This is a genomic window from Blastococcus sp. SYSU D00669 (genome assembly GCF_054050715.1).
On the sequence record NZ_JBJGZV010000007.1, the window covers coordinates 121,599 to 138,549 of the forward strand.

19 protein-coding genes are annotated in these 16,951 nt (G+C 75.3%); 6 read left to right on the top strand and 13 right to left on the bottom strand.

Annotated features, from left to right (window positions below; genetic code table 11):
* Positions 1-14: 14 nt before the first annotated feature.
* The 9 genes from alr to ACI8AF_RS07455 form a co-directional block, all read right to left on the bottom strand.
* Positions 15-1,148 (bottom strand): alanine racemase, encoded by a 1,134-nt coding sequence (gene alr, locus ACI8AF_RS07415; RefSeq protein WP_456539049.1) that lies wholly within the window; start codon positions 1,146-1,148, stop codon positions 15-17.
* The gene (locus ACI8AF_RS07420) at positions 1,145-2,599 is read right to left on the bottom strand and encodes an NAD(P)H-hydrate dehydratase (protein WP_456539050.1); all 1,455 of its coding nucleotides are present in this window, start codon (positions 2,597-2,599) and stop codon (positions 1,145-1,147) included. The genes alr and ACI8AF_RS07420 overlap by 4 nt, the downstream gene beginning before the upstream one ends.
* Positions 2,596-2,976, bottom strand: a complete 381-nt coding sequence (locus ACI8AF_RS07425; protein ID WP_456539051.1) for a holo-ACP synthase — start codon at positions 2,974-2,976, stop codon at positions 2,596-2,598. Before ACI8AF_RS07425 ends, ACI8AF_RS07420 begins: the two co-directional genes overlap by 4 nt.
* A gap of 89 nt (positions 2,977-3,065) precedes the next feature.
* The gene (gene glmS, locus ACI8AF_RS07430; RefSeq protein WP_456539052.1) at positions 3,066-4,928 is read right to left on the bottom strand and encodes a glutamine--fructose-6-phosphate transaminase (isomerizing); all 1,863 of its coding nucleotides are present in this window, start codon (positions 4,926-4,928) and stop codon (positions 3,066-3,068) included.
* Between the two features lie 128 nt (positions 4,929-5,056).
* On the bottom strand, positions 5,057-6,400 hold the full coding sequence (gene glmM / locus ACI8AF_RS07435) for a phosphoglucosamine mutase (protein WP_456539053.1): 1,344 nt from the start codon (positions 6,398-6,400) through the stop codon (positions 5,057-5,059).
* 7 nt (positions 6,401-6,407) lie between these two features.
* A complete protein-coding gene (rpsI, locus tag ACI8AF_RS07440; protein WP_456539054.1) occupies positions 6,408-6,827 on the bottom strand; it encodes a 30S ribosomal protein S9 in 420 nt (139 codons plus the stop codon).
* On the bottom strand, positions 6,824-7,267 hold the full coding sequence (rplM, locus tag ACI8AF_RS07445) for a 50S ribosomal protein L13 (RefSeq protein ID WP_456539055.1): 444 nt from the start codon (positions 7,265-7,267) through the stop codon (positions 6,824-6,826). Before rplM ends, rpsI begins: the two co-directional genes overlap by 4 nt.
* Positions 7,268-7,415: 148 nt before the next feature.
* The gene (locus tag ACI8AF_RS07450; protein ID WP_456539056.1) at positions 7,416-8,609 is read right to left on the bottom strand and encodes a DUF7373 family lipoprotein; all 1,194 of its coding nucleotides are present in this window, start codon (positions 8,607-8,609) and stop codon (positions 7,416-7,418) included.
* A 48-nt stretch (positions 8,610-8,657) separates the two neighbouring features.
* On the bottom strand, positions 8,658-9,143 hold the full coding sequence (locus ACI8AF_RS07455; protein WP_456539057.1) for a beta-class carbonic anhydrase: 486 nt from the start codon (positions 9,141-9,143) through the stop codon (positions 8,658-8,660).
* 94 nt (positions 9,144-9,237) lie between these two features.
* Here ACI8AF_RS07455 and moeA point away from each other — a divergent pair, with 94 nt between their 5' ends.
* From moeA to ACI8AF_RS07475, 4 genes are read left to right on the top strand one after another with little or no spacing between them, the layout of a single operon-like run.
* A complete protein-coding gene (gene moeA, locus ACI8AF_RS07460) occupies positions 9,238-10,431 on the top strand; it encodes a molybdopterin molybdotransferase MoeA (RefSeq protein WP_456539058.1) in 1,194 nt (397 codons plus the stop codon).
* Positions 10,428-10,901: a cyclic pyranopterin monophosphate synthase MoaC gene (gene moaC, locus ACI8AF_RS07465; protein WP_456539059.1), complete on the top strand. Its 474-nt coding sequence runs from the start codon at positions 10,428-10,430 to the stop codon at positions 10,899-10,901. The genes moeA and moaC overlap by 4 nt, the downstream gene beginning before the upstream one ends.
* Entirely contained in the window at positions 10,898-11,389 is a 492-nt protein-coding gene (locus ACI8AF_RS07470) for a MogA/MoaB family molybdenum cofactor biosynthesis protein (RefSeq protein ID WP_456539060.1), read from the top strand. The genes moaC and ACI8AF_RS07470 overlap by 4 nt, the downstream gene beginning before the upstream one ends.
* Entirely contained in the window at positions 11,386-11,745 is a 360-nt protein-coding gene (locus ACI8AF_RS07475; protein WP_456539061.1) for a VOC family protein, read from the top strand. Before ACI8AF_RS07470 ends, ACI8AF_RS07475 begins: the two co-directional genes overlap by 4 nt.
* Before the next feature lie 22 nt (positions 11,746-11,767).
* On the opposite strand, the gene fdhD is transcribed toward ACI8AF_RS07475, so the two are convergent.
* The gene (fdhD, locus tag ACI8AF_RS07480; RefSeq protein WP_456539062.1) at positions 11,768-12,601 is read right to left on the bottom strand and encodes a formate dehydrogenase accessory sulfurtransferase FdhD; all 834 of its coding nucleotides are present in this window, start codon (positions 12,599-12,601) and stop codon (positions 11,768-11,770) included.
* 42 nt (positions 12,602-12,643) lie between these two features.
* Between fdhD and mobA the strand changes: the two genes are divergently transcribed.
* Together mobA and ACI8AF_RS07490 are read left to right on the top strand one after the other, a co-directional pair.
* Positions 12,644-13,258, top strand: a complete 615-nt coding sequence (gene mobA / locus ACI8AF_RS07485) for a molybdenum cofactor guanylyltransferase (RefSeq protein WP_456539063.1) — start codon at positions 12,644-12,646, stop codon at positions 13,256-13,258.
* A gap of 10 nt (positions 13,259-13,268) precedes the next feature.
* The gene (locus ACI8AF_RS07490; protein WP_456539064.1) at positions 13,269-13,931 is read left to right on the top strand and encodes an SDR family oxidoreductase; all 663 of its coding nucleotides are present in this window, start codon (positions 13,269-13,271) and stop codon (positions 13,929-13,931) included.
* On the opposite strand, the gene truA is transcribed toward ACI8AF_RS07490, so the two are convergent.
* The 3 genes from truA to ACI8AF_RS07505 all read right to left on the bottom strand — a co-directional run bounded on the left by truA (position 13,928) and on the right by ACI8AF_RS07505 (position 16,811).
* Positions 13,928-14,809: a tRNA pseudouridine(38-40) synthase TruA gene (gene truA, locus ACI8AF_RS07495; protein WP_456539065.1), complete on the bottom strand. Its 882-nt coding sequence runs from the start codon at positions 14,807-14,809 to the stop codon at positions 13,928-13,930. The two genes, ACI8AF_RS07490 and truA, sit on opposite strands and share 4 nt — an antisense overlap.
* Complete coding sequence (gene rplQ / locus ACI8AF_RS07500) at positions 14,781-15,596, bottom strand: 50S ribosomal protein L17 (protein ID WP_456539066.1); 816 nt, start codon at positions 15,594-15,596, stop codon at positions 14,781-14,783. Before rplQ ends, truA begins: the two co-directional genes overlap by 29 nt.
* Before the next feature lie 138 nt (positions 15,597-15,734).
* Positions 15,735-16,811 (bottom strand): DNA-directed RNA polymerase subunit alpha, encoded by a 1,077-nt coding sequence (locus tag ACI8AF_RS07505; RefSeq protein ID WP_456539067.1) that lies wholly within the window; start codon positions 16,809-16,811, stop codon positions 15,735-15,737.
* Positions 16,812-16,951 lie beyond the last annotated feature (140 nt).

The following is a 16,951-nucleotide window of genomic DNA, read 5'->3' on the forward strand; positions in this document are numbered from 1 at the left end:
GGGCCGGTGCGCCATCAGACCGCCCCCGCCGAGCCGACGTGGCGGCGGGTGAACCGGCCGCCGACCCGGGTGACGAGCTCGTAGTGGATGGTGTCGAGGACGTCGGCCCAGTCCTGCGCCGTCGGCTCGCCCGCGGTGCCGGGACCCCAGAGCACGACCCGCTCCCCGGGGGCGATCGGGTCGTCGCCGACGTCGAGCACGAACTGGTCCATGCAGACCCGGCCGGCGATGGTGCGCCGCGCGCCGGCGGCGAGGACGGGCGCGCGGTTGCCGGCGGCACGGGGCACGCCGTCGGCGTAGCCGACCGGCACCAGCGCCAGCGTGGTCTCGGCCGCCGTCGAGTAGGCGTGGCCGTAGGAGACGCCGGCCCCCGCGGGCACCCGCTTGGTCAGCGCGACCCGTGCCTGCACGGTCATCGCGGGGCGCAGCCCGTGCGCGGCGGGGTCGCCGCCGAGCGGGTCGAGGCCGTAGATGGCGATGCCGGGCCGGACCATGTCGTACCAGGTCTCCGGCAGCGCGACGGTGGCCGCCGAGTTGGCCAGGTGCCGGCGGGCGTCGGTGAGCCCGGCCGCGCGCGCGATCGCCACCGCCTCCTCGAAGACGAGGACCTGGCGGCCGATCGTCGGGTGCCGCGGCGCGTCGGCGTAGGCCATGTGGCTCCACAGCCCGACGACCTCGACCTCGCCGTCGGCCTGGGCACGTGCGGCGGCGGCGACCAGGCCGGGCCACTCCTGCACGGTGGCGCCCTCGCGGGAGAGCCCGGTGTCGACGAACAGGTGCAGCCTTGCCGGCCGCCCGGTCGCGCGGGCGGCGGCGACCACCTCGTCGAGGCCCCACGTCGCGTTGACCGAGACCTCGACGTCGGCGGCGAGCGCGGCGGCGAAGTCCTCCCCCGGGCCGTTGAGCCAGGCCAGCAGCGGGGCGGTGACGCCGCCGGCGCGCAGCCGCAGCGCCTCCTCGACGACCGCGACCCCGAGCATGTCCGCGCCGCCGGCCAGCGCGGCGCGGGCGGCGGGCAGCATGCCGTGGCCGTAGCCGTCGGCCTTGACCACCGCCATCAGGGGTCGGTCGACCTTCGCGCGCAGCACGGCGGTGTTCGCCGCGATGGCGTCGAGGTCGACCACCACCTCGGCCCGGGCATCGCTCACGGACGCCAGTCTCCCAGGCGGCGCGCCGGAACCCCGTGCAGCCGGGCCACCGCGTCGGGCAGCCGGCGGACCAGGTCGCCGGCCAGCAGCGGACCGCGCTCGGCGGCCAGCTGCCCGGTGCGGCCGTGCAGGTGCGCACCCGCGGCCGCCGCCTCGGCCGCGGGCAGGCCGGTGGCCAGCAGCGCGCCGGTGAGGCCGGACAGGACGTCGCCGGTGCCGGCGGTGGCCAGCCACGGCGTGCCGGTCGCGTTGACGAACGCGGCGCCGTCGGGGCCGGCGACGACGGTGGCGTCGCCCTTGAGCAGGACGACGGCGCCGAGATCGGCGGCCAGCCGGCGGGCCGCGCCGATCCGGTCGTCCCCGACCTCGGACCCGAAGCGGGCGAACTCCCGGTCGTGGGGCGTGAGGACGGTGGGCGCCGACCGCCGCCGGACCAGGTCGGGCTCCCGCGCCGCCATGGTCAGGCCGTCGGCGTCGACCAGCACGGGCAGGTCGGTCGCGAGGACCTCGGCGAGCACGCTGCGGGCGTCGTCGTCGGTGCCCGTCCCGGGGCCCACCACCCAGGCCTGCACCCGGCCGGCGTCGGCGGGGCGGCCGGAGGTGACGATCGCCTCCGGCCAGGCGGCGCGGACGCCGTCGGCCGCCGTCCCGGCGTAGCGGACCAGGCCCGGCCGGGTGCGCAGCGCCGCCCCGGTGCACAGCACGCCGGCGCCCGGGTAGGTGCTGGAGCCGGCGACGATGCCGACGACGCCCTGGGTGTACTTGTCGTCGTCCGGGCCGGGCGGGGACAGCCGGGCGGCGACGTCGGCGTCGGTGAGCTGGTGCACGGTCGCCCGGGGCAGGTCGAGGCCGATGTCGACGAGGTGGACGACGCCGGCGTACCCGCGGCCGGCGCCCACCACCAGGCCGGGCTTCACCGCGCCGAAGGTGACCGTGTGCTGGGCGGGGAACGCCGCGCCGGGCACCGCGCCGGTGTCCGCGTCGACCCCGCTCGGGACGTCGACGGCGACCATCAGCCCCGGGCCGGTGGCCGCCGCCTCGACCAGGGCGGCCGCGGGCGGGCGCAGGCCGCCGGTGCCGCCGATGCCGACGATCCCGTCGAGGACGAGGTCGGCGCGGGCCAGCCCGGGATCGCCGTCGGTCACCACCCGCCCGCCCGCCCGCCGGAAGGCGGCCAGCCCGGCGGCGTGCGCCCGGTCCGGTGCGAGCAGGACGGCGGTGACGCGGGCGCCGCGGGCGGCCAGGGCGGCCCCGGCGAACAGCGCGTCGCCGCCGTTGTTGCCGGCCCCGACCAGCGCGGTCACGCGGGCGCCGTAGGCGCGGCCGAGCAGCCGCAGGCACACCGTGGCCAGACCCGTGGCGGCCCGCTGCATGAGGGCGCCCTCCGGGGTCGCGGCGAGCACCGGCTCCTCCGCCGTCCGCACCTCGTCCGCGGTGTGCAGGCCGATCACGCGCGCCCCAGCCCCTCGGCGACCACCATCGCCGAGGCGATGCCGCCGTCGTGGCTCATGGACAGGTGCCAGGACGTGACGCCGAGCTGGGCGGCGCGGCCGGCGACCGTGCCGCGGATCTCCAGGTGCGGGCGGCCGTGCTCGCCCACGGTCACCTCGGCGTCGTGCCAGTGCAGGTCGCCCGGTGCGCCCAGCGCCTTGGCGACCGCCTCCTTGGCCGCGAAGCGGGCGGCCAGCGACTCGCCGGTGCGCGGCGTCCCCGAGGGCGTGTGCTGCTCGGCCTCGGTGAAGAGCCGGTCGCGCAGCCCCGGTGTCCGGACGAGCGACTCCGCGAAGCGCTGCACGGGCACCACGTCGATGCCGACCCCGATGATCACCCGCCCAGTCTGCCTGGTGACGTGCTGGAACGGCCCGGCTGCAGGGACCCGCGGCGCGCGGAGCGTGCCGTGGGGGGCAGCCGGTCCTTCTACTCCACGGTGACGGACTTGGCCAGGTTGCGGGGCTGGTCGACGTCGAGGCCGCGGGTGTCGGCGATCTCGCAGGCGAGGACCTGCAGCGGCACGGTCGTCACCACGGGGGCCAGCAGGGTCGGCGTCCGGGGCACCCGGATGACGTGGTCGGCGTACCGGACGACGTCCTCGTCGCCCTCCTCGGCGATCACGATGGTGCGGGCCCCGCGGGCACGGACCTCCTGGATGTTGGACACCACCTTGCCGTGCAGCAGCTCGCGCGCCCGCGGCGGGACGACGACGACGACCGGCGTCCCCTCGTCGATGACCGCGATCGGGCCGTGCTTGAGCTCGCCGGCGGCGAAGCCCTCGGCGTGGATGTAGGCGAGCTCCTTGAGCTTGAGCGCCCCCTCCAGCGCGACCGGGAAGCTGACGTGCCGGCCGAGGAACAGCATCCGGTCGGCGTCGGCGAGCGAGCGGCCGAGCTCGCGCACCGGCTCCATCTGCTCGAGCACCCGGGCCACCTTGTCCGGCAGCGTGCGCAGGTCGGCGACGACCGAGCTGACCTCGTCCTCGTACTTGATGCCGCGGACCTGGGCGAGGAAGAGCCCGACCAGGTAGCAGGCGACCAGCTGGGTGAGGAAGCCCTTGGTCGAGGCGACCGCGACCTCCGGGCCGGCGTGGGTGTAGAGGACGGCGTCGGACTCGCGCGGGATCGTCGAGCCGTTGGCGTTGCAGATCGCCAGCACGCGGGCCTTCTGCTCCTTGGCGTGCCGCAGCGCCATGAGGGTGTCCATCGTCTCGCCGGACTGGCTGATGACGACGACGAGCGTCGAGCGGTCGAGCACCGGGTCGCGGTAGCGGAACTCGCTGGCCACCTCGACCTCGACGGGCAGGCGGGTCCAGTGCTCGATGGCGTACTTGGCGATCAGACCGGCGTGGTAGGCGGTCCCGCAGGCGACGACGAAGATCTTGTCGATGTCGCGCAGCTCCTGGTCGGAGAGCCGCACCTCGTCGAGGACGAGCTCGCCCTTGCTGCCCAGCCGGCCCAGCAGGGTGTCGGCGATGGCCTGCGGCTGCTCGGCGATCTCCTTGAGCATGAACCAGTCGTAGCCACCCTTCTCGGCGGCCGCGGCGTCCCAGTCGACCGTGTAGGCCCTCGGCTCGGCCGGCCGGCCGGTGAAGTCGGTGACGGTGACCCCGCGCGCGCGGTCGATCTCGACGACCTGGTCCTGACCGAGCTCGAGGGCGTTGCGGGTGTGGGCGATGAAGGCGGCGACGTCGGACCCGAGGAAGTACTCGCCGTCCCCGACGCCCACGACCAGCGGGCTGTTGCGCCGGGAGGCGACCAGCGTGTCGGGCTCGTCGGCGTGCGTCGCGACCAGCGTGAAGGCGCCCTCCAGCCGGCGGCTCACCACGCGCATCGCCTCGATCAGCCGGTCCGGCCCCGCGGGCAGCTCCCGGTACGCCGCGGCGAGCAGGTGCGCGACCACCTCGGTGTCGGTCTCGGAGGAGAACTCGACGCCGGTGGCCTCGATCTCGGCGCGCAGGCTCGCGAAGTTCTCGATGATCCCGTTGTGGATCACCGCCACCCGGCCGTCGGCCGACAGGTGCGGGTGGGCGTTGCGGTCGGTCGGGCCGCCGTGGGTGGCCCACCGGGTGTGCCCGATGCCGATCGTCGACGACGGCAGGGGCGTGTCGGCGAGCACCTTCTCGAGGTTGGCGAGCTTGCCCGCCTTCTTCGCCGACGCGAGTGCACCGCCGTCCGTGCGGACGGCCACCCCCGCCGAGTCGTACCCCCGGTACTCCAGCCGGCGCAGGCCCTCCAGGACGACGTCCAGGGCGTCCTGCGGGCCGACGTAACCCACGATCCCGCACATGTCACCGAGGGTACCGGCGACGAGGGGGTCCCCCGCCGGACGGCACCGCACCCGCCCCGTGCACCACGCGAACGTGCGCACCGTCACGACCGCTGGGCCGCCCGACCGCGACCGCGACCCGGACGGCGTCAGCTGACGGCGGCGACCACGTCGGCGAGGCGGGCGGCGACGGCGTCGGCCTGCTCCTGGGTGGGTGCCTCGACCATGACCCGCACCAGCTGCTCGGTGCCCGACGGGCGCAGCAGCACGCGGCCGGAGTCGCCGAGCTCCTCCTCCACCGCGTTCACCGCGGCGGCGACCTCGTCGCTCTCGACGACGGCGAGGCGGTCGGTGACCGGCACGTTGACGAGGACCTGCGGCAGCTTGACCACCACCGAGCTCAGCTCGGCCAGCGAGGCGCCGGTGGCCGCCATCCGCGCCATCAGCGACAGGCCGGTGAGCAGGCCGTCGCCGGTGGTGGCGTGGTCGAGGAAGACGAGGTGCCCGCTCTGCTCGCCGCCGAGCGACAGGTCGAGCGTGCGCAGCGCCTCGAGCACGTAGCGGTCGCCGACGGCGGTGGTGTGCACCTGGATGCCGGCGTCGCGCATCGTGTGGTGGAAGCCGAGGTTGCTCATCACCGTGGCCACCACGGTCTCCTGCTTGAGGGTGCCGCGCTCGTGCAGCGCCAGCGCGCAGACGGCCAGGATCGCGTCGCCGTCCACCACGTCGCCGTCGGCGGTCACCGCCAGGCAGCGGTCGGCGTCGCCGTCGTGGGCGAGGCCGAGGTCGGCACCGCGCGACCGGACGGCGTCGACGAGCGGACCGAGGTGGGTGGAGCCGACGCCGTCGTTGATGTTCCAGCCGTCGGGCGCGCAGCCGATGGCGTGCACGTTCGCCCCGGCGCGGCGGTACACCTCGGGTGCGATCGCGGCGGCGGCGCCGTGCGCGGCGTCGACCACCAGGTCCAGCCCCGCCAGCGGCTGCTCGAGCGTGCCGAGCAGGTGCGTCGTGTAGTCCTCGGCGGCGCCGTCGAGGGCGCGGACCCGGCCGATGCCGGCGCCGGTGGGGCGGTGCCCGCCGTCGACATGGCCGGTGACCAGCCGCTCGATGTCGGCCTCGACGGCATCGGGCAGTTTGTGCCCGCCCCGGCTGAACAGCTTGATGCCGTTGTCGGGCATCGGGTTGTGGCTGGCCGAGATCATGACGCCGAGGTCGGCGCCGGAGGTGGCGGTCAGGTACGCCAGGGCCGGGGTCGGCAGGACGCCGGCGAGCAGCACCTCGGCGCCGGCGCTGGAGAGCCCGGCCACGACGGCTGCCTCGAGCATCTCCCCGCTGGCGCGGGGATCACGGCCGACGACCGCGACGGGACGTGACGTCCCGTCGCGGTCGGCGAGCACCCCGGCGGCCGCGCGGGCCACCGAGAGGGCCAGTTCGGGGGTGAGGTCGGCGTTGGCCAGACCCCGCACCCCGTCGGTCCCGAAGAGGCGACCCACGAAGAGGTCAGCGCTTCGAGTACTGGGGCGCCTTGCGGGCCTTCTTCAGGCCGTACTTCTTGCGCTCCTTGACCCGCGGGTCGCGGGTGAGGAAGCCGGCCTTCTTGAGGGCCGGTCGGTCCTCGGACTCGACCTCGATGAGGGCGCGGGCGATCGCCAGGCGCAGCGCGCCGGCCTGCCCGGTGACGCCGCCACCCTTGAGGATGCCGACGACGTCGTACTGCTCGCCCTTCTCCAGGGTCACGAACGGCTCGCGGATGAGCTGCTGGTGCACCTTGTTCGGGAAGTACTCCTCGAGGGTGCGGCCGTTGAGCGTGAACTGGCCGGTGCCGGGCAGCAGCCGCACGCGGACCACGGCCTCCTTGCGCCGGCCGACGGTCTGGACGGGACGCCCCTCGGCGTCGGTCAGGGTCAGGGCGCTGGTCACTGGGCCACCTGCTTGATCTCGAAGGTCTGGGGCTGCTGGGCGGCGTGCGGGTGCTCGGGCCCGGCGTACACCTTCAGCTTCTTGAGCATCTGCCGGCCGAGGCTGTTGTGCGGCAGCATGCCCTTGACGGCGCGCTCGATGACGCGGTCGGGGTGCGTGCGCAGCTGGTCGCCCACGTTGATGGTCTTGAGGCCACCCGGGTAGCCGGAGTGCCGGTAGGCGTTCTTCTGGTCCCGCTTCGACCCGGTCAGGGCGACCTTGCCGGCGTTGACGATCACGACGAAGTCGCCGACGTCCACGTGCGGGGCGTACTGGGGCTTGTGCTTGCCGCGCAGCAGCTGCGCGGTCTGGCTGGCCAGTCGACCGAGCACCACGTCGGTGGCGTCGATGACGTGCCAGGCCCGGGCGACCTCGCCGGGCTTGGGGGTGTACGTGCGCACGGGCTCGTCACCTTTCGTCTGTCGGGTGGAGGCCGGTGGGTTCGCCTCGCCGAGGACGGGAGACGGTGCCGCGCGCGCGAGCACCAGCCGACCCGCGCGCCGATCGGCCACGATACCAGCCGGCGGATCTCCGCCGCCGGGCGCGAGGTCAGTCGATCAGGGCGACCTGGGCCGGCAGCAGCTGGCTCATCGGGCCGAGGTCGTCGGGACGCGTCAGGCCGGCCACGTCGACGCTGGCCAGGAAGGTGTTGAAGGCGACGTAGCACCGCTGGAAGTAGAAGCCGTCCTCGCCGGAGTGGAAGCACGGCGCGGTGGGGACCTGCGGCAGCTGGAACGGCGTCCCGCCGAACGTCGCGACCTCCAGCTGGGCGAACGCGGCGTGGACGGAGTACGCCTGCTCGAGCGTCGGGAACGTGTAGAGCGCCACGGCGTAGCTGAGGTCGTCCTGGTCGGACTGCTTGGTGTAGAAGCCCGTGAACCCGTGGCCGGTGAGCAGGTCCCGCTCCAGGACCGGGTCGATGGCCAGCCGCAGGTAGCCCTCGAGGTCGTAGGGGCCCGACTCGTTGCGGAAGTCGCCGGGCGGGTCGAGCGTGTACGCCGACAGGCCCTGCGGGTCGGCCGGCAGCGCGGGCACGTCGGCCTGCGGCGTGGGGGTGAACCCGGCGAGCAACTGGACCTGGTCGGTGAGCACCTTCTCGACGTCGGCGGCGGCCGCGTCGGCCGTGGTCTCGTGGAACAGGTAGGCGATCATCCGCCCGACCGGCACGAACGCCTGGACGGTGGCCTCGTCGCCCTCCTGCAGCACCACCGCGCCGCCGTCCACCTCGATCGGCGCCTCCTCGTACCCGGCGGCCACCTGGTCGGCGACCAGCTCGTCGGCGGCGAGGACGGCGGCCTCGGGGTCGGAGACCTCCATGGCCATCGTGAGGGTGGCCGGACCGCCGTCCGGCTCGCTGCCGCACTGGCCCCACGCGGCGACGAAGCCGTACCGGTCGAGGACGCCGGCGACGGTGCCCGTCCCGAAGTACGCGGCGTCGAGGTCGGCGGCGGTGACCTGCGGACCGGCCGGGAAGCAGCTCTCGGTCCGGCTGGGGAAGCTGATCGGGACGAGCGAGGTGACCGAGGCGATGCGGTGGGACTCGAGCACGGTGCCGACGCCGACCGGCGGCGGCGGGGTGATCTCCACCGGCGTCTCGGTGGGCGTGGGCCCGCCCTCGGTCGTCGACGGCGCGGTCGTCTCCGCCGGGCTCGCCGTCCCCACCACCGTGCTCGTGCACCCGGTCACCAGCAGCCCGGCGAACAGCGCCGGGACCACGGCCCGCACCCACCCCCGTCCGATCACGGGCCGCAGCCTAGGCGGCGGATGGGGCGAACAGCGTGGTCGACGCGCTCAGTCGACCTCGGCGAGCTTGCCGGTGTCGACGTCGTAGACGGTGCCGCGCACCTCGCGGGAGAGCAGGTAGGGGCTCTCCCGAATCAGGCGCATCGACTCCCGGACGTCGTCGGCGGGGTCGCGGAACGCGCGCACCGCCCACGGCGGCCGGCGCCCGGTGGCCTGCTCCACCTGGTCGGCGAACGACGTGTCGTCGGTGGCCTGCAGCCCGCACCGGGTGTGGTGGACCAGCAGGATCTCCCGGGTGCCCAGGACGTGCTGGGAGACGGTCAGCGACCGGATGACGTCCTCGGTGATGACCCCGCCGGCGTTGCGGATGACGTGCGCGTCGCCGACCTCGAGCCCGAGCATCTGGAACAGCGGCATGCGGGAGTCCATGCACGCCACGACCGCGACCTTGCGCGCCGGCCGCACGTCCTTGGACCCCGGGAACCGCTCCGCCCACTGGTCGTTGGCCGCCAGCATCCGGTCGATCTCGGACATCAGCACCTCCGTCACTCGCCTGCCGCACCCTAACCACGGGGAGTCCGTGCCTCCCGCCGCACCCCACGGTGGACGGTTCCCGCAGGATGGGGCCGTGCGCACGGTCGAGGAACACCAGGCGGTGGTGGCCGCCCTGCTGACCCCGCTGCCCGAGGAGGACGTCGACCTCGCGGCGGCGCACGGCCGGGTGCTCGCCCGCGACGTGACCGCGGCGGTGGGCCTGCCGGGCTTCGACAACTCCGCGATGGACGGCTACGCCGCACGCGCCGAGGAGCTGGCGCAGCTGCCGGCACGGCTGCCGGTCGCCGACGACATCCCGGCCGGGCGCACCGACGTCCGCCCGCTGGCGCCGGGCACCGTGCAGCGGATCATGACCGGCGCCCCCCTGCCGGACGGCGCCGACGTCGTCGTCCCGGTCGAGCTCACCGACCGCGGCACCGACGTCGTCGAGATCCGCGACGCCCCCGCCCGGGGCACCCACCTGCGCACCGCCGGGGAGGACATCCCGGCCGGCGCGGTGGCCCTGGCCGCCGGGACCCCGCTGGGCGCGGCCCAGCTCGGGCTGGCCGCGGCGGTCGGCCTGACGACGCTGCCGGTGCGGCGCCGGCCGCGGGTGCTGGTGCTCTCGACCGGTAGCGAGCTGGTCGAGCCCGGGCAGCCGCTGCTGCCGGGCCAGATCTACGAGTCGAACTCGCGGCTGCTGGTGGCGGCCGTCGAGGACGCCGGCGGGGAGGCCCGGCGGCTGCACTTCGTGCCCGACGACGTCGACCAGTTCCTGGCCACCCTCCGCGCCGAGCTGGACTCGGCCGACCTGCTGCTCACCAGCGGCGGGGTGAGCGCCGGCGCCTACGAGGTGGTCAAGGACGCGCTGGCGGAGCTGGGCACGGTCGAGTTCGTCAAGGTGGCGATGCAGCCCGGCGGGCCGCAGGGGGCGGGCACGGTGGACGGCGTCCCGGTCGTCACGCTGCCGGGCAACCCGGTGAGCTCGTTCGTGTCGTTCGAGGTGTTCGTGCGGCCGGCGCTGCGGCGGGCGCTCGGGCACGCGCTGCCCGACCGCTTGCGCGCGCCCGCCCGGCTCACCGCGCCGCTGTCCTCGCCCGCCGGCAAGCGGCAGTTCCTGCGCGGCCGCTACGACGCCGGCCGGGTCTCCCAGGTCGGCGGCCCCGGCTCCCACCTGGTGGCGCACCTGGCCCGGGCGAACTGCCTGGTCGTGGTCCCCGAGGACGTCACCGCTCTGCCCGACGGCGCCGAGGTGGACGTCGTCCTGATCGAAGGAGCCCTGCAGTGAGCGACGCCCGCTTGACCCACGTCGACGAGACCGGCGCCGCCCGGATGGTGGACGTGTCGGAGAAGGCGGTCACCACCCGGGTGGCGACGGCGGCGGGACGGGTGCTGGTCAGCCCCGAGGTGGTCGCGCTGCTGCGCGGCGAGGGCGTGCCCAAGGGCGACGCGGTGGCGGTCGCCCGGATCGCCGGCATCGCAGGGGCCAAGCGCACGCCGGACCTCGTGCCGCTGTGCCACCCCATCGCGCTGCACGGCGTCACGGTCGACCTCGAGGTCACCGACGACGGCGTGGAGATCACCGCCACCGCCCGCACCGCCGACCGCACCGGCGTGGAGATGGAGGCCCTCACCTCGGTGGCCGTGGCCGGGCTGACGATGATCGACATGGTCAAGGCGGTGGACCCCCGCGCGGCGATCACCGACGTCCGGCTGCTGGCCAAGAGCGGCGGCAGGAGCGGGGAGTGGCGGCGGTGAGCGAGCTGCCGGCGGACGCCCGGGCGCTGGTGCTGACCGCCTCCAACCGGGCCTTCGCCGGGGTGTACGAGGACCGCAGCGGGCAGGCGCTGGCCGCGGGGCTGCGGGAGCTCGGGTTCGACGTGGAGGGTCCGCACGTGCGCCCGGACGACGTCGGCGAGCTCGAGGCGGTGCTGCGCGCGGCGGTCGACGCCGGCTTCGACGTCGTCCTCACCACCGGGGGCACCGGGCTCTCCCCCACCGACGTCACGCCCGAGGCGACCCGCCGGGTGCTCGAGCGCGAGGCGCCGGGGCTGGCCGAGGCGGTGCGGCGGTACGGAGCCGGGAAGGTGCCCACCTCGGTGCTGTCGCGGGGCGTCGCCGGCACCGCCGCGCGCACCCTGATCGTCAACCTGCCGGGCTCGACCGGCGGGGTGAAGGACGGCCTCGCCGTGCTGGGCCCGCTGCTCCCCCACGTCGTGAGCCAGCTCCGTGGAGGTGACCATTGATCGGCCGTCTCGAGAAGACGGTGCTCGACTGCCCGGACCCGCGCGCGCTCGCCGGGTTCTACGCCGAGCTGCTCGGCATGCGGGTGAACGAGGACGGCGACGACTGGGTCGTGATCGGCCGGGAGCCCGGGATGCGGGAGCTGGCGTTCCAGCGCGCGGACCCCTACGAGCCCCCGCGCTGGCCCGACCCGGCGCGCCCGCAGCACGAGCACCTCGACATCCGGGTGGACGACGTCGACAGCGCGGAGCGGGCCGTGCTGGCCCTCGGCGCCCGCAAGCTGCCGGCGGAGCGCGAGGACGGCTTCCGGGTGTTCGCCGACCCCGCCGGCCACCCCTTCTGCCTGGTCTTCGGCTAGGCAGCCCGTCGCTCCCGGGTGGCTAGCTCTCGGGCAGCACGATCCGCTCGGGCCGCGCGTACACGTTGCAGCCGTCGCCGCGCAGGAAGCCGACCAGCGTGATGCCGACGTCGGCGGCGAGCTCCACGGCGAGCGACGACGGCGCGGACACCGCGGCCAGCACCGGGACGCCGGCCATGGCCGCCTTCTGGGTCAGCTCGAAGCTCGACCGGCCGCTGACCATGAGCACGTGCCCGGCGAGCGGCAGCCGGCCGGTGCGCACGGCGTCCCCCACCACCTTGTCGACGGCGTTGTGCCGGCCGACGTCCTCGCGCAGGGCGACGAGCTCGCCCTCTGCGGTGAACAGCCCGGCCGCGTGCAGCCCGCCGGTCTTGTCGAACACCTGCTGGGCTGCGCGCAGCCGGTCGGGCAGCGCCAGCAGCACCTCCAGCGGCAGGCGGAGACCGTCGCCGGCCACGTCGAAGCGGGTCCGCGTGCGGATCGCGTCGATGCTGGCCTTGCCGCACACGCCGCACGAGCTCGACGTGTAGAAGTTGCGGTCCAGCGCCGTGTCCGGCGCGGCCACGCCGGGGGCCAGGTCGACGTCGACGACGTTGTAGGTGTTGCGGCCCTCGGCGTCGACCGAGTTGCAGTAGCGGAGGCCGGCGAGGTCGTCGGCGGAGGCGATCACGCCCTCGGTGAGCAGGAACCCGTGGACCAGGTCGAAGTCGTCGCCGGGGGTGCGCATGGTGACCGCCAGCGGCGTGCCGCCGAGCCGGATCTCCAGCGGCTCCTCGGCCGCGACGGTGTCCGGCCTCGTCGAGGAGACCGGCCCGCGGATGCGCAGCACCGGTGTGCGGCTGGTGACTCGTCCCACGCGGGGAACGGTACCCACGCGCGAGGCCCTACCGTGCAGGTCATGGACGGGTCCGTTCCGCTGCCGCCGTACGCGGCGGTGGTGCTCGCCGGCGGCCGCGCGGCCCGGCTGGGCGGGCAGGCCAAGCCGCAGCTCGAGGTCGGCGGGCGCAGCATCCTGGCCGCCGTCCTCGCCGCGGTCGCCGACGCCGATCCGCGGGTCGTCGTCGGCCCTCCGCAGCCGGTGCCGGCGGGCGTGGTCGTCGTCCGGGAGGAGCCGCCGCGCGGCGGTCCGGTGGCGGCACTGCGGGCCGGCCTGGCCGCGGTGCCCACCGACGTCGTCGCCGTCCTCGCCGGCGACCTGCCGTTCCTCACCGCCGGGCTGGTCCGCTCGCTGCGCGAGCGGCTCACCGGCGACGGCGTCCTCGTCGTGGACGACACCGGCCGCGACCAGCTGCTGCTCGGGGTCTGGCGGACGGCGGTGCTGCGCGCCGCGGTCGCCGACGTCGCGGGGCCCACCTCGATGCGCAAGGTGCTCAGCCCGCTCGCGGTGCGGCGGTTCCGGCCCCCGACCGTGCCCGGCGTGCCCCCGCCGTGGACCGACTGCGACACCCCGGCCGACCTCGCCCGGGCTCGTGAGGCGGCCGCCCGGCTGCGCCGGACCCGCCGACCGGAGTAGGAAGGGCGGCATGCGCGTCGTCGTCGCCGGGGCCCACGGGCAGGTCGCCCGCCGCCTCGGCCGCCTGTTGTCCGCCCGCGGCGACACCGTGGTGGGGATCGTCCGCAACCCCGACCACGCCGCCGACCTGGAGGCCGACGGCGTGCAGCCCGCGGTGCTCGACCTCGAGCATGCCTCGCCGGACGACGTCGCCGAGGTGCTGCGCGGCGCCGACGCGGTGGTCTTCGCCGCCGGGGCCGGGCCGGGCAGCGGCGCCGCCCGCAAGCACACGGTCGACCACGGCGCCGCCGTCCTGCTGGCCGACGCCGCCGAGCGGGCCGGGGTGCGGCCGTACCTGCTGGTCTCCTCGATGGGCGTCGAGCAGGCGCGCGGGGGGACGCCGGCCGGGATGGACCCGGTGTTCGCCGTCTACCTGCAGGCCAAGCTGCGGGCGGAGGACCAGATCCTGCCGCGCCCCGGTCTGGACACCACGATCGTCCGGCCCGGGCGGCTGACCGACGAGCCCGGCACCGGCCGGGTCACCCTCGCCCACGGGGTCGAGTTCGGCGACGTGCCGCGGGACGACGTCGCGGCGGTGCTGGCCGAGATCCTGCGCACGGGCAAGGTCAACGACGTCGTGGAGCTGGTGGGCGGCGACACCCCGGTGGCCGAGGCGGTCGCCGCGCTGCCCTAGCCGCGGCGGGCGCGGGTGACCGTCGCCCGGGCGGCGAGCATGTCGTCCGGCGGGTAGTCGACGCGCAGCAGCGTGAGCCCCCCGGCCGGGGCGACGGGCACCTCGTCGGCCCGCGCCGTGCGCGTCAGCAGGCCGGCCGGCCAGTCGGCGGGGCGCCGCCCCTCCCCCACGACGAGCAGGGCGCCGACGAGGCTGCGCACCATCGAGTGGCAGAAGGCGTCGGCGGAGGCGTGCACCAGCACCAGGTCGCCGTCCCGCTCGACCGACAGGGCCAGCAGGGTGCGCACGGTCGTGGCACCGTCCCGGCGGCGGCAGAAGGCGGCGAAGTCGTGCTGGCCGAGCAGCAGGGCGGCGGCCTGCGCCATCGCCCGGTCGTCCAGCGCGCGTGGCCAGCCGACGGTGTCCGCCCGGCGCAGCGGTGACGGGCCGCCCGGGGCGTCGGTGAGCCGGTAGGCGTAGTGCCGGGCGAGCGCGGCGAAGCGGGCGTCGAAGTCGGGGTGCGCCGCGGCGACGGCGGAGACGGCGATGTCGGGCGGCAGGAGGCCGCGCAACCGCCGCAGGAGCTTCCCGTGCTGCTCCTCCCAGGCCGCCTGCGGGACGTCGCCCGAGGCGACCTGGCCGGTGGCGTGCACGCCGGCGTCCGTGCGGCCGGCGACGGTCAGCGCGACCGGCGTCCGCAGCACGGTGGCGAGGGCCTGCTCCAGCTCGCCCTGCACCGTCCGCTGACCGGGCTGGCGCGCCCAGCCGTGCAGCGCCGTGCCGTCGTAGGCGATGTCGAGCCGGACGCGGACGAGCCCGCCACCGTGACCGGTGGCGGGCTCGTCGGGGTGGTGCGAGGTGATCAGCGGATCACTTGGGGTCGGGCGCGGACTCGCCACCCGGGGCGTGCGTACCGGCGGTGGCGGCGTCGCCGAGCTCGGCGGCCTCCACCTCGGCGGCGGCCGCGGCGGCCACCTCGGGCGAGACGTTGTCGCTGTCGACGACGGCGAGGTTCTGCGCCGACGGCTCGGCCTCGACGTCGCCGTCGTCCTGCCGCTCGCCGTCGGGGTTGAAGACGTCGGCGACGACCTGCTGCGCCTCCTCGTCCACCTCCCCGTCGGTGACGGCCGGCGAGGTGTCGCCGCCGGGGCCGGTGTCCTCGCCGGTGCCCTCGGTGTCGGTGACCTCGGTGTCGGTGACCTCGTCGGCGTCGGCGGTCTCGACCGCGTCGGCGGTGACCTCACCGGACGCGGCGGCCGCGCCGGCGCCGGAGGCGAAGCGGGTGCCGCGGGCGCGCTCGGCCTCGCCGACCGCCTGCTGGCCCACGGTCAGGGCCTCGACCAGCTCGATGACCGCCATGGGGGCGTTGTCGCCCTTGCGGTTGCCCACCTTGGTGATCCGCGTGTAGCCACCGGCGCGGTTCTCGTAGCGCGGCCCGATCTCGGCGAACAGGTGGTGGACGACGTCCTTGTCGCGGATGACGGTCATCACCTGGCGCCGGGCGTGCAGGTCACCGCGCTTGGCGAAGGTCACCAGCTTCTCGGCGAACGGACGCAGCCGCTTCGCCTTCGCCTCGGTGGTGGTGATCCGCCCGTGCTCGAACAGCGACGTGGCCAGGTTGGCCAGCATCAGCCGCTCGTGCGAGGGGGACCCGCCGAGGCGGGGGCCCTTGGTGGGGGTGGGCATGGTCGGTCTCTCCTCGAGCGGCCGGGCGGGCAGTGCCCGGCTGCGGTCCGTTGCTGCGGTGCGTCGCTGTTCAGTGTGGCGGGCCGGGAGACCCGGCCGGGCAGCGGGGGTGGTCCGCCGCTGCCCGGCCGTGCAGCGTCAGAGCTGCTCGGTCTCCTGGTACGCGGTGTCGTCGTACTGCGCGTCCCCGTAGGGGCTGCCGTACTCGGCGGTGCCGTGGTACGCGTCGGTCTCGTAGCCCTCGTCGTAGCTCTCGACCGAGGTGGGGATGAACCCGGGCGGGCTGTCCTTCAGCGCGAGACCCATCGCCGCGAGCTTCATCTTGACCTCGTCGATGGACTTGGCCCCGAAGTTGCGGATGTCGAGCAGGTCCGCCTCCGAGCGGGTGACGAGCTCACCGACGGTGTGCACGCCCTCGCGCTTGAGGCAGTTGTAGGACCGGACGGTGAGGTCCATGTCCTCGATCGGCATCGAGAAGTTGGCGATGTCGGCGGCCTCGGCCGGGCTGGGGCCGACCTCGATGCCCTCGGCGTCGATGTTCAGCTCGCGCAGCAGGCCGAACAGCTCGACCAGCGTGGAGCCGGCGCTGGCGATCGCGTCCCGGGGGGCGATCGACGGCTTGGTCTCGACGTCGACGACGAGGCGGTCGAAGTCGGTCCGCTGCTCGACACGGGTCGCCTCGACGGCGTAGGTGACCTTGAGGACCGGCGAGTAGATCGAGTCGACGGGGATGCGGCCGATCTCCTGGCCGGGCTGCTTGTTCTGCGGCGCCGGCACGTAGCCGCGACCGCGCTCGACGACCAGCTCGATCTCCAGGCGGCCCTTGCCGTTGAGGGTCGCGATGTGCAGGTCGGGGTTGTGCACCTCGACACCGGCCGGCGGCGCGATGTCCGCGGCGGTGACCTCACCCGGGCCCTGCTTGCGCAGGTACATGGTCACCGGCTCGTCGGAGTCGGAGCTGACGACCAGGCCCTTGAGGTTGAGGATGATCTCGGTGACGTCCTCCTTGACGCCCGGCACGGTGGTGAACTCGTGCAGGGTGCCCTCGATCCGGATGCTGGTGACGGCCGCACCGGGGATCGAGGACAGGAGCGTCCGCCGCAGGGAGTTGCCGAGGGTGTAGCCGAAGCCCGGCTCGAGCGGCTCGATCACGAACCGCGAGCGCTGCTCGGAGATGGTCTCCTCGGTCAGCGTGGGGCGCTGTGCGATGAGCATGGGACTGCTTCTCCTTCAGGTCCTCCGGCGCCCGCCATATGACGCCGTGAGGGGGGTGGTGCGGGCGCCGGCGGGCATCTGTCCGCCCGCCGGGGCCGGACCTGCGGCAGGAGCCGGAGCCCCTGCCGCAGGCCGACGAG

What these genes read in the sequence shown, in the direction of transcription:
- glmS (WP_456539052.1), bottom strand. Translation starts at nt 4,928, where the DNA reads ATGTGCGGGATCGTGGGTTACGTCGGCCCGCAGGACGCCCTGGACGTC.
- ACI8AF_RS07455 (WP_456539057.1), bottom strand. Translation starts at nt 9,143, where the DNA reads ATGTCCGAGATCGACCGGATGCTGGCGGCCAACGACCAGTGGGCGGAG.
- mobA (WP_456539063.1), top strand. Translation starts at nt 12,644, where the DNA reads ATGGACGGGTCCGTTCCGCTGCCGCCGTACGCGGCGGTGGTGCTCGCC.
- ACI8AF_RS07490 (WP_456539064.1), top strand. Translation starts at nt 13,269, where the DNA reads ATGCGCGTCGTCGTCGCCGGGGCCCACGGGCAGGTCGCCCGCCGCCTC.
- rplQ (WP_456539066.1), bottom strand. Translation starts at nt 15,596, where the DNA reads ATGCCCACCCCCACCAAGGGCCCCCGCCTCGGCGGGTCCCCCTCGCAC.
- ACI8AF_RS07505 (WP_456539067.1), bottom strand. Translation starts at nt 16,811, where the DNA reads ATGCTCATCGCACAGCGCCCCACGCTGACCGAGGAGACCATCTCCGAG.